The organism is Dehalococcoidales bacterium (genome assembly GCA_041652735.1).
Lineage (GTDB): Bacteria > Chloroflexota > Dehalococcoidia > Dehalococcoidales > RBG-16-60-22 > RBG-13-51-18.
Genome location: JBAZGT010000041.1, coordinates 1 through 10658, shown reverse-complemented (window position 1 = coordinate 10658; position 10658 = coordinate 1). Strand labels below are relative to the sequence as shown.

General features: G+C 54.7%; 12 protein-coding genes. 5 read left to right on the top strand and 7 right to left on the bottom strand.

Annotated features, from left to right (window positions below; translation table 11 throughout):
* The first annotated feature begins 271 nt into the window (after positions 1 to 271).
* Positions 272 to 1405, top strand: a complete 1134-nt coding sequence (locus WC370_11150; protein MFA5310019.1) for an MFS transporter — start codon at positions 272 to 274, stop codon at positions 1403 to 1405.
* A complete protein-coding gene (locus tag WC370_11145; GenBank protein ID MFA5310018.1) occupies positions 1366 to 1530 on the top strand; it encodes a hypothetical protein in 165 nt (54 codons plus the stop codon). The genes WC370_11150 and WC370_11145 overlap by 40 nt, the downstream gene beginning before the upstream one ends.
* Here WC370_11145 and WC370_11140 read toward each other — a convergent pair.
* On the bottom strand, positions 1527 to 2126 hold the full coding sequence (locus tag WC370_11140) for a VTT domain-containing protein (protein ID MFA5310017.1): 600 nt from the start codon (positions 2124 to 2126) through the stop codon (positions 1527 to 1529). The two genes, WC370_11145 and WC370_11140, sit on opposite strands and share 4 nt — an antisense overlap.
* 138 nt (positions 2127 to 2264) lie before the next feature.
* Between WC370_11140 and WC370_11135 the strand changes: the two genes are divergently transcribed.
* Positions 2265 to 3425, top strand: coding sequence for a 4Fe-4S dicluster domain-containing protein (locus WC370_11135; GenBank protein MFA5310016.1), 1161 nt, complete (start codon positions 2265 to 2267; stop codon positions 3423 to 3425).
* Between the two features lie 97 nt (positions 3426 to 3522).
* Here the strand turns inward: WC370_11135 and WC370_11130 are convergent, their stop codons facing one another.
* On the bottom strand, positions 3523 to 4224 hold the full coding sequence (locus WC370_11130) for a nuclear transport factor 2 family protein (GenBank protein MFA5310015.1): 702 nt from the start codon (positions 4222 to 4224) through the stop codon (positions 3523 to 3525).
* 343 nt (positions 4225 to 4567) lie between these two features.
* Between WC370_11130 and WC370_11125 the strand changes: the two genes are divergently transcribed.
* Entirely contained in the window at positions 4568 to 5152 is a 585-nt protein-coding gene (locus tag WC370_11125; GenBank protein ID MFA5310014.1) for a pentapeptide repeat-containing protein, read from the top strand.
* Between the two features lie 327 nt (positions 5153 to 5479).
* On the opposite strand, the gene WC370_11120 is transcribed toward WC370_11125, so the two are convergent.
* The 5 genes from WC370_11120 to WC370_11100 form a co-directional block, all read right to left on the bottom strand.
* The gene (locus WC370_11120) at positions 5480 to 5707 is read right to left on the bottom strand and encodes a hypothetical protein (protein ID MFA5310013.1); all 228 of its coding nucleotides are present in this window, start codon (positions 5705 to 5707) and stop codon (positions 5480 to 5482) included.
* Positions 5708 to 5739: 32 nt separating this feature from the next.
* Positions 5740 to 6540, bottom strand: coding sequence for a hypothetical protein (locus WC370_11115; protein ID MFA5310012.1), 801 nt, complete (start codon positions 6538 to 6540; stop codon positions 5740 to 5742).
* A gap of 115 nt (positions 6541 to 6655) precedes the next feature.
* The gene (locus tag WC370_11110) at positions 6656 to 8044 is read right to left on the bottom strand and encodes a hypothetical protein (GenBank protein MFA5310011.1); all 1389 of its coding nucleotides are present in this window, start codon (positions 8042 to 8044) and stop codon (positions 6656 to 6658) included.
* Between the two features lie 532 nt (positions 8045 to 8576).
* Complete coding sequence (locus WC370_11105; GenBank protein MFA5310010.1) at positions 8577 to 8957, bottom strand: hypothetical protein; 381 nt, start codon at positions 8955 to 8957, stop codon at positions 8577 to 8579.
* Complete coding sequence (locus WC370_11100) at positions 8914 to 9060, bottom strand: hypothetical protein (GenBank protein MFA5310009.1); 147 nt, start codon at positions 9058 to 9060, stop codon at positions 8914 to 8916. Before WC370_11100 ends, WC370_11105 begins: the two co-directional genes overlap by 44 nt.
* Before the next feature lie 182 nt (positions 9061 to 9242).
* Here WC370_11100 and WC370_11095 point away from each other — a divergent pair, with 182 nt between their 5' ends.
* Positions 9243 to 10160, top strand: a complete 918-nt coding sequence (locus WC370_11095; GenBank protein MFA5310008.1) for a branched-chain amino acid transaminase — start codon at positions 9243 to 9245, stop codon at positions 10158 to 10160.
* Positions 10161 to 10658: the final 498 nt, after the last annotated feature.

Below are 10658 nucleotides of genomic sequence, written 5' to 3'. Positions count from 1 at the left end.
AGGCGGCTGCTCACTATCATGAACTCAATTTTAAAACATCAAAGAGCTTGGCAATATGTATAAATTAACACAGTTGCTCTCCAAACGGGTCACACTTTAGTGCTAAAATCTACTGTTTGGAGAGGGGAGTTATGTCGAGAGGGGCTAACGCCCCTCTCCGTCAAGCTACTCCCTATTAGGAAACGCCTGGAAAAACCAACTGTAAATAATACCCCTGTATCTATAGTTGCCCGCGGCGCTCTTTCTCTGCTATGCTGTGGAAAAAGCCGCCATGTCAAACGTTAACAGCGTCCCGTTCCGCCGCCGCGACTATCTCAAGATAACCATCTTCGGCTTTGCCATTACCGCTTTATGGCAGAGCCTGCACAGCATTGTCCTGCCGCAGCGGCTGCTGGACTTCGTGCCGGAAGCGCAGAAAAACACCTACCTGGGGCTGATGACGCTCAGCGGGCTGCTACTGGCGATGTTCGTCCAGCCGATAGCCGGGGCTTTCAGCGACCGCTCCCGCTCCAAATGGGGCCGGCGGCGACCCTATATATTAATCGGGGGGATAGCCGCAGTGCTGATACTACCGGGGGTGGGGTGGGCGGCGGGCTTCGCCGGGCTTTTTATCGTGTACTGTTTACTGCAAGCCGCCGGTAACGTAGCGCAGGGGCCTTACCAGGCGCTGATTCCGGACATGGCGCCGCCGGACAAGCGCGGGATGGCTTCCGGCGTCAAAGCCCTGCTGGAGATAGTAGGCGGGGCGGCCCTGGTATATGTCTCCAGCATTTTCATCGACCATTATGCCGCCGGGGAAGGCAGCCAATGGCTGTGGCTGGTGCTGGGGATACTGGCGGTTCTGCTGCTGGGCACGCTCGCCACCACTCTGGTAACGGTCAAAGAAACGCCGTACCGCAACGGAGGGACAGAGGCTCCCCTGTTCGCTTCTTTATGGCGCACCGCCAGGGATGTTTACGCCCACCGCGACCTGGTATGGTATCTGGCTTCACGCCTGCTAGTGAACATGGCCTTCACCACCATCCAGCAGTTCGCTTTATATTACCTTAGGGACGTCATCGGGGTGGAGAACCCCGCCGAGGCCACCGCCCGGTTTTTAGTGGTTGCGGTGGTGGGGATGCTGATAGTGGTCTGGCCAGCCGGCTACTTCGCCGACAAGATAGGCAGAAAACCCATCACCTTCGGGGCGGCGCTGCTGGGGGCGCTAGGCATCGGCATCATCTTTCTTTCCCAGGAATACAACACGATACTCTGGGCGGCGGGCATCATCGGCATGGCGATGGGGGCGTTCAACAGTGCCAACTGGGCGCTGGCCACCGACCTGGCGGTCAAGGGGGAGGAAGCGCGCTACCTGGCATCGCCAACATGGCTACGGCGGGCGGAGCGGCGCTGGCCCGGGCGATAGGCCCGGCGATAGACTTCTTTAACGGTAAACGCGCTTTACTGGGCTACGACATCATGCTGGCGGTATGCATCGCCTACTTCATCGTCGGCGCGCTGCTGGTCCTGAAAGTCAAGCGGCGGGCCTAGTTCCCTAAAAACGGTATATACTTGAAAATCATCGAACCGAAGTAAGCCACCGCCACGTACGATATCGTCCGGCCCAGCCAGGTGGCGGTGAAGAATTTCCATATGGGCATGCGCATAGCGCCGGCGATAATCCCCACGATGTCAAAAGCCAGCGGCAGAATGGAAAGGCAGAACACCGCAATCCCGCCCCAGCGCCATACCCAGCCCTCCAACCGTAGATAGATTTTATTCTTGGCGAGCAAGGCGCGACCGCTGCGGCCGGCCACGTAACCGGTCATCTCCCCGAAACCCGCCCCGAGACCGGCGATTACACCCACCAGCCAGGGCATCGGCAACGTTGCGCCCAGCGCCGCCACCACCGTCATATTGCTGACCGGTATGATAATAGTGGCATTGAGGATAACGCTGATAACAAAAGCGCCCAAATAGCCATAGCCCTGGAGCTTATCAAACATATCGGGGTTTTTAAGGTAAGCAATCCCCACGGCGGCAAAAATGGCGACAGCCCCCAACAATCCGGCTAAAGCGATCAGCCTTTTCCGGAGCCAGGGCAGTATCCCGGGTTTTTTCGGCTTGTCGCCGGTATTGTCATTCATACGATGACGTATTATACCATGTAAATCAGCTTTCCTGTAACGGGCGGGGAGACGATGGGCGTTGCACCGCTTCCTTGACAACAGCCGCCGGGAAAAGTACATTATTGAGCAAGCGGCGATTCATAACAGGAAGTCGAAATGGAAAACGAAGAGCAGATTTTCCGCGCGCTCCAGCAGCACCTGGATAAAGGCCCGGTGGGCTTTCCAGCCACCCCCTCCGGGGCGGATATAGCTTTACTGAAGAAGCTTTTTACCCCGGAGGAAGCGCGTATAGGCGCCTGCCTTTCCACCATCAAGCTGGAGCCAGCCACCCGCATTCACCGTCGCGTAAAAAAACTGGGTCTTAAGATGACTCTTGACGAGATGAAACAAGCCCTGAATACCATGGCGCGCAAGGGCACCATCCTGGTCTACAGCCAGGGTTTGAGGGAAAAGCATTACAAAAACGCCGGCGTCACGGCCGGGGGCATCGTGGACTTCCAGGTGGACCGGCTGACCAGGGAGATGGCGGACACCTTCCATCAGTACCACGTCGAGGCTTTCGCCGCCGCGGAAATGACCGGGGCGCGTTCCATCCCCCAGCTCCGCACCATCCCGGTGGAGAAAAGCATCCCCATCGCGGAAAAGCACGCCGTGACCACCTACGACGACGTACGCCGCCTGCTGGACGACGCGCCGGGGCCTTACGCCGTGGCCAACTGCGTTTGCCGCCAGACCAAGGACATCCAGGGGGAGCCCTGCCAACATTCCGATATCCGCGAGACCTGCCTCCAGATAGGCTCCGACCACGCCCGGCAGTACGTGGAAATGGGCATCGCGCGGTACGTGGGCAAAGAGGAAGCTTTGCAGATACTGGAAAGAGCGCAGCAGGCGGGTTTCATTCTCCAGCCGGAAAACTCACAGCGACCGGAGGCCATCTGCTGCTGCTGCGGGGACTGCTGCGGCCTGCTCTCCGCGGTCAAGAAATCCCCCCGCCCCGCCGATATGTACGCCTCCAACTACTACGTAAGCGTGGATACCGCCCTCTGTCAAGCCTGCGGCGCCTGCGTCCAACGCTGCCAGCTGGAAGCGCGCACAATAGTGAACGGCGCGGCGGCAGTGGATTTAAACCGCTGCATAGGCTGCGGCAACTGCGTCACCACCTGCGCGTCCGGCGCTACCAGGCTGGTAAAAAAAGCTACGCCGCTGGTGCCCCCCAAAAACAAAGACGCCGCCTTCCTGAAAATAATGTCCGGCAAGGCGGGCGGGTGGGGAATGATTAAGCTGCGGCTGAAGATGATGCTGGGGATGAGGGTGTGAGAACAACCAACCCCCACCCCTTCTCCCCGGGGCGGGGAAAAAGAGCGGGGGTGCTGAGTAGTTGGTAATTAGTGATTTGCAGCTAGTGGGATAAAAGTTACTTCTTGGCTCCCTTTACTTTCCGATTCCTCTTTTCTTCCGCGGTATTTTTGCCCGTTACCGGGTGCTTGAAGTGGAAGGGCAAAATATAGCCGGAGGGGTAGCTGTAGGGTATACCCTTGGCGGGTTTATCCGGCTGCCACCAGTCACCGACGTTGCCCTCTTCACCTTCGCGGGGGGGCTGGGGCTTGGCGATTCTCTCCGGCTTGACCCAGCCGGTGGCCGGGGTGGCGGAATAGACCGGCACCCACTTTATTTTCCAGAGCTTCCAGATACCGTCCTCTTTAATGAACTCATTTTCGTAGATGCCGCAGGCGAGGGCCTGCATGATGCCCCCTCCCGGGGCGACCAGGGCCATCGCGCCGAAGCCCCACCAGCGCCCCTGGCCGGTCAGTCCGTCCTCGCTGATATCAATGACGTCCGTGAGGTGCATCATCTGGTGCATGAACTCCGGGTCCTTGCCGGTATTAATCCGGCCGAAGAACCTTTGCAGTCCGTCCTTACCGAAGAACGTGCCCTCCGGCCATTCCAGGGTGGTATCGTCCCTTTCAGAAAACAGAGCGATGATTTCATCCGGCAGCCACATCACCAGGTAATAGCTGTAAGCGTGTTCCAGCTTCCTGATGGCCTCGATATCCTTGAGCCGGGTCAACTCTTTCTCCAGCGCGGCTACCTTTGCGTCCAGTCCTTTTTGCGTCATTTTCTTCTCTCCTTCTATAAAATACTAATTCATCTTCAATAGCTGGTTTTCAGTGCTATCCTCCCCACAACTCTCCCGGCGTTATTTACAGTATTTTAAGTTATCAGGGCATGTCCGCACAACAGTATTCCGATAAATAACAAAGAGGGCGCGGCGGTCCTCTTAAATACGGCGGCTATTTAAGGATACGGATTAACCAGCAAACCCGCAAGACCATTATCTCGACCGGGGGGGAATCGACCGCGGCCAGCCTGAAGCCGAGAGAGGGGAAAAACGGGAAGAGCACAGATATTTCCCTTTTTGACGACCGGCGTAATAGAAAATACTTTGCTTTGGCGATATAATGTCAAGCATGAGCTTCACGGAGGAGACCTACTACAAGCAAAGCTTTACCGGGCTGGCGCTGGCAGAGGAGACGGTCAAGGCCATCTCCTATGAAGAGTGCATCTTCGACGGGTGCAGCTTGATCAACATCAAGCTGGTGGACTGCCGGTTCGCCGGGTGCAAGTTCAACGACTGCACCCTGAGCGCCGTCACCCCGATGGGCTGCCGCCTGGACGGCGTGACTTTTACCAACTGCAAAACGATAGGCATAGACTGGACGCTGGCGCAGATGTTCCGGGAAATATCATTTAAAAACAGCCAGCTGAACTACTCCAACTTCCGGCTGATGAAAATACCCAAGATAAAGATGACCGACTGCGAGGTGAAGGACGCCGATTTCACGGAGGCGGACCTGAGCAACGGCGACTTTCACAATACGGACTTCGAGAAAAGCCGGTTTATCAAGACTAACCTCTCCGGGGCGAATTTCAAAAACGCGAGGAACTACGCCATAGATACCAGGAGCTGCACACTGAAAAAGACGCGGTTTTCTTACCCGGAGGTGCTGACGCTATTGAACAGCCTGGATATCATTATCGAGTAGATTGATGGCCTATTTTCTACACCTATGGGTGAGGAGTAATAGCTAGAATTGTGATTCTTCCCCTAGCAGGCCCATAATACCAAAACACCCTGTAGGCTGCTGGTGTTTTTTGTTCTGCGTATGCCTCGAACACCTTCTCTCCGTTTGGACCTTCCAGACTTGAGTATTCGTGGGTTTGCAAACTGTTATGTCGAGGATTTTTTGCGAGGAACTTTATTGTTTTTCTAACGGCTTTGTAGCGTTTCTTTTGTGATGCATCACATTTGAGTATTTGATAAGTCTGTTTAGCTTCTTGTGTCCATTCTAGCTCGAACAATACTTTTAAACCTATAGATTTTTCAAGTTAACCCTTGACACACGCCCCTCTGCCGCATCATTAAGCCCCCTCTGCACAGCCGCAAGAGCTTCAGAGTTCTGGAATAACCATTCTTCTGAAGCAGAAGTAACATTAAATGAATATACTAAATCATGTGGGTATTTATTGCTTGATTCTAACGAAGCCATTGCTTCTCGCCAATTAGCCATATTATATTCGATGGTCAATTCTTGTAACATTTTTGACCTCCTCTAAATCATAAATTGCACAGTTATTGACTTATTTCTCCATGCACTTGTTTCCGTTGAACAAATTGTAGATTCTGATTGCGCTTGATAATAGCCACGTCTATGGCTCCTCCGACACCTCTGAGACCTACAGAAAACTTTTGAGTATCCATAGTAGTACGGATAAAGAAACATGCTAAGTCAACACAATCCTGTAATGCTAATACCTGTAAAGGAATCCCGATTTGAAATTGCTTCATGAGTGCATCCAACTTAGTTATCTGCTCAGGTGTAAGATTAAGGCCTTTCTGCAAAGCCTCAGGCAGTCCTGTATCATAACCTTTTAATATCCTACTCACTATCTCATGTTGGCCACCAAAGGTGATACCAAATTCATTAACTTTACTACGTTCTGTTGGTTTTGGTATACGGGGTATTTCAATTAAAAATACCTGACCGTACACCTCATCCGGATTAAATCCAGCCACTACAAAGGTCATATTGGGTATCTTATCATCTGGAGGCATGTTTGACTGCCACTGCTTCAAGAAAAATGAACTGATTTTTTCAGCAAAATCCACTACACTCAATCTTTCCTTTGGTAGACTAGCTTCAAATTCAGGTATAAAACTTGCTGCCGTACGCGGATCTCTTTGTCCTATCACCGCTTGCCCATAGGTTACTACTCCGATTGTATTATTTGGTGAAGAGAAGCTTAAGAGTTTGGTGGCATTATCAAAAGTGACAGGTAGTTGTTGAGCACCTATGTGAGCCCCTAGCGTTATTCTGCTCTCTGCTGCTAACACAAGCCCTTCCGGGCATTTTATAACTATACCTAATGACATAATTACCTCGTTAACAATCACACTTCCGAGGAACCTACTTTATCATGATAGCAAATATCTGTCAACATAGTCCATTATACATATAATATAGAGGTCACCCCTTATATTTACCCCTTCACTCCCTGTCCCCGCCCCTGGCGCTACGGGGCGCATAGCCGCGGCCGGCCTCACAGACCAGGGCCAGACTCATGAGAAAGTCGTCATGGCCGTGGGCAGGCTCCACGTAAAAATTCATCGTCTGGGAAGGGCGATACCGGGTGCGGGCTTTCTCCGCCTCGTACCAGAACTCACGGTACTCTGCCGAACCGTCCCCCCGGTACATTTTGAGTCGACCGGAGTTTACGGCCGCCAGCAGGTTGAAGCCCAGCTCGCTCTTGCTCTGCTGCGTAAAGGTGAAGGGCGTCACCCGGGAGCCTAAAGCCTTACGCAGGAAGGAGGCCACCGGCTCGCCGACACCCGTGGCGTCGACGACAATTTTGCGGCAATGCCAGACGTTTTTCAGGATATCCACCAGCTGGGAATAAAGCTCCGGGTGCTTTTTACCCACCCAGCGGTAGTGCTCGACGATTTTAAGGGCAGGCTCCTTATTAACGGCGTTGCAGCCGGTGAAATCCAGCTCCGCCACCGTGACCACCGTGGCGTCCCGGCGGGGATTGGGGGTCAACAGGGCGGCCTCGTTTTCTTCCTCGCCGGCGAGGTCGATACCGGCTACATAGGTCTTGCCCGCCTCGGGGCGGGGCAGGCGAAAGTGCTCCCCCTGCAACTGCGCCCGCTGCTGGAGGCTGAAAAAGCCGCCCCCGCCGCGCACCGGCAGCAGGCAGTACTGGGTGAGGAAAAGGGGGTGGTCTTCGCCCAAGCGCTCCCGCTCGCCGGCCACATAGGAACGATAGGCGGGGTTGAAATCGGCCACATGCTGCCAGTCGTAACGGAAATGGCGTTTCACGCCGTCCCGCCGCTCCAGCTCCAGATTGGTCTGCTTGACCTCCTCCAGCAAAGTGGTCTCGTCCCAGGTGGTGCCGTAGAGGACGGTGGTGGTATTGAAGGAGGAGCACATGGGGCGGAACTCCTTGGTGTATTTTTCCTTGTCCACGTCCTGGGCTTCATCAATTTCCAGGAGGAGGTGGGCGGTATTGCCGACCACGTTAGCCGAGGTATCCGCCGAAAGGAAGATGGCGCGGGCGCGGCCGAGCCGGATGATGTAGCCCAGCTCCGAGTCCCAGATATCCTCGAAACCGGCGTCGTTGAGGCGGTCCTTGAGGCGGGTCATGGAGATGATGGCCTGGGGGCGGAAGGTGGGCGAACACTTGATAAGGTTCCTGCGCTCGGCGATATTCAGAGTCAGGAGCAACAGCTCCAGCTGGGCCGAAAGCTCGTTTTTACCACCCTGCCGGGCTACCTCCACGGAGAAGGTGAGGCCGCGGCCGGCGAAGACGCTCTCCAGGACGGCGACGGCGATTTCCCGCTGGTAGGGGCGCAACTGATAGACGCTGGTCTGTTCCTGCATAGGCGATACCGGCGGCTCCTCGATAAATCAGATTGACCTATTCCCGGTTAATAATTTATATGATACCCCTCACCTTAATCCGCAGAAGGGGGGGATGGGGTGACGAACCTCTCCCTCTGTATCCCCCCGCCTGCCAAAGTCTTGTACGGCGGGCAGGCCTCTCCGTTGACAGAGAGGGGGAGGGGGGACGAACCTCTCCCCCTGTATCTCCCCGCCTGCCAAAGTCTTGTACGGCGGGCAGGCCTCTCCGTTAGCAGAGAGGGAGAAGATAGTACCCTTTGACACACTTGCGCCATGGTTCGACAAGCTCACCATGAGCGGTTTCAAATGACAGGCGGGTTATCCCCGCGGCGGGATCACTTCTTGTTGAGTCAGCGTAAACAGGGTGATGGGAGAATGAACCCGATAATTGTATTTGTTTTTTTTATTTTTTTATTAAGGTCCAGCTACGGTTGGTGCGTAAACAATTGTTTTTTAGTTTATGTTAAATCAGCTTCAAAATGCCGGCATTTGTTTTTTTGTTTATGTCAATTCAACCGGCGATTTTCTTGGTGACAACGGCCGTCCCGATGTTCAGCCCCAGCGGGACCAGGACGTCTTTAATGACGTTGTTGATGGCCTCTTTCAGCCCGTGGCGCTGGGTGGAGGAAATCTGATAGCGGGTGCGGATAAGCTTCTCCAGAGCACCGGCGGCCTTGACCAGCAGGAGCAAATTCCTTTCATCCCCGCCAAGGATGGCCTTTTTAATCTCCAAGCGCAACAGGGCGATTTCTTCATCGATGCCCTCGATACCGGCGGCCTTGTTGAAATCCAGCCGCTCCGCTTCATCGAACATTTTGGCGTAGTAGCCGTGTTTTAAAGCGTTCCGGTTACCCCTTGGGGCGCCCTTTTTGGGTTTTGCCTGCTCGTTCATCCGCTTTCACCTCTTTATTGATTGCCCTGGCCGCCGCCAGCACGATGGTATGGGCCGCCAGGTCCCATCTCTGTTGTTTTACCGCAAATCTCAAGAGCCTCATTTTTACCCCCATAGCCAAACATACCAACGATATTAGCACACATGTTCTATCTTATCCACCGGGAAATGTCGCATTTACCGACAGGTCCGCAAGCTGGCCGGGGAGGGGATATCGCCCCGATAACTTGTATTTTTCCGGTCACTAAAGCTATAATAAGCCGTATTCGGAAAGGAGAAACCGCCATGCCGTCTTATGCCTATTTTCAAAAGAAATTCATGCTGCTCGAGGATGCCAAAATGGGGATTATGACCCACTGCATCCACTACGGCACAGCGGTCTTCGAGGGGATACGGGGCAACTGGAACGCCGGCAAAAAGCAGACCTATATCTTCCGCCTCAGGGAGCATTACGAGCGGCTGGCGCGCGGCTGCCGCGTGCTGAACATCACCCTGCCCCACAGCGTGGACGAGCTCTGCGAAATAACGGTGGAACTGGTGGCGAAATGCGGCTTCCAGGAAGACCTGTACATACGCCCGCTGGCCTATACCAGCTCCCAGGCGCTCGGGGTGCGGCTGCACAACATGGATAACGACTTCCTGGTGTTCGCATTTCCGTGGGGGCCTTACCTGGACAAGGACAAGGTGCAGTGCGGCGTGTCTTCCTGGCGGCGGCCGGACGATAACGTCAACCCGCCCCAGGTGAAGTCCACCGGCATCTACGTGAATAACGCGCTGGCCAAGACCGAGGCCATCCAGCACGGCTTCGACGAGGCCATCATGCTATCCCCGGACGGGCACGTGTCCGAGGGGAGCGGGGAGAATATCTTCCTGGTCAGCGACGGGAAGCTGGTGACGCCTTCACCTTCCGATAATATCCTGACGGGCATCACGCGGAACACGGTGATAGAGCTAGCGAAAAACGAGCTGGGACTGGATACCACCGAGCGGAGCATCGACCGGTCCGAGCTTTACACGACGGACGAGTGCTTTTTAACCGGCACGGCGGCGCACGTGACGCCGGTCTCCGAGATAGACCACCGCAAGGTGGGCAACGGGGAGATAGGGCCGATTACGGCTAAATTGCAGGAGATTTACGTGAAGGTTATACGCGGCGACCACCCGAAGTACATGGGGTGGTGCAAGCCGGTTTATGGTAAGTAACAAGTAACAAGGAGTGAGGGGTAACTAAAAACCCCCTTTATCCCCCTTTATGAAAGGGGAAGACCGAGGAAGGGGGAGGATATATTGTACCGACCCCTTTTCCTCTTATCCCCACCTGCGCTAAAGCTCCGGCGGACAAGCCTCTCTCCGCTGGCAGAGCGGGAGCGATTGATTGATGAAGTTTGGGTATAGTGTTATTAAGGCCGGGAATATCACTCACCTGACCTTTTCCTCCGGCCCTCCACCTGCGCTAAAGCTCCGGCGGACAAGCCTCTCTCCGCTGGCAGAGCGGGAGCGATTGATTGATGAAGTTTGGGTATAGTGTTATTAAGGCCGGGAATATCACTCACCTGACCTTTTCCTCCGGCCCTCCACCTGCGCTAAAGCTCCGGCGGACAAGCCTCTCTCCGCTGGCAGAGCGGGAGCGATTGATTGATGAAGTTTGGGTATAGTGTTATTAAGGCCGGGAATATCACTCACCTGACCTTTTCCTCCGGC

Coding starts and splice junctions, on each gene's coding strand:
- WC370_11095 (MFA5310008.1), top strand. CDS start 9,243: ATGCCGTCTTATGCCTATTTTCAAAAGAAATTCATGCTGCTCGAGGAT.
- WC370_11135 (MFA5310016.1), top strand. CDS start 2,265: ATGGAAAACGAAGAGCAGATTTTCCGCGCGCTCCAGCAGCACCTGGAT.
- WC370_11105 (MFA5310010.1), bottom strand. CDS start 8,957: ATGAACGAGCAGGCAAAACCCAAAAAGGGCGCCCCAAGGGGTAACCGG.
- WC370_11140 (MFA5310017.1), bottom strand. CDS start 2,126: ATGAATGACAATACCGGCGACAAGCCGAAAAAACCCGGGATACTGCCC.
- WC370_11130 (MFA5310015.1), bottom strand. CDS start 4,224: ATGACGCAAAAAGGACTGGACGCAAAGGTAGCCGCGCTGGAGAAAGAG.
- WC370_11110 (MFA5310011.1), bottom strand. CDS start 8,044: ATGCAGGAACAGACCAGCGTCTATCAGTTGCGCCCCTACCAGCGGGAA.
- WC370_11115 (MFA5310012.1), bottom strand. CDS start 6,540: ATGTCATTAGGTATAGTTATAAAATGCCCGGAAGGGCTTGTGTTAGCA.
- WC370_11145 (MFA5310018.1), top strand. CDS start 1,366: ATGGCTACGGCGGGCGGAGCGGCGCTGGCCCGGGCGATAGGCCCGGCG.
- WC370_11100 (MFA5310009.1), bottom strand. CDS start 9,060: ATGAGGCTCTTGAGATTTGCGGTAAAACAACAGAGATGGGACCTGGCG.
- WC370_11125 (MFA5310014.1), top strand. CDS start 4,568: ATGTCAAGCATGAGCTTCACGGAGGAGACCTACTACAAGCAAAGCTTT.
- WC370_11150 (MFA5310019.1), top strand. CDS start 272: ATGTCAAACGTTAACAGCGTCCCGTTCCGCCGCCGCGACTATCTCAAG.
- WC370_11120 (MFA5310013.1), bottom strand. CDS start 5,707: ATGTTACAAGAATTGACCATCGAATATAATATGGCTAATTGGCGAGAA.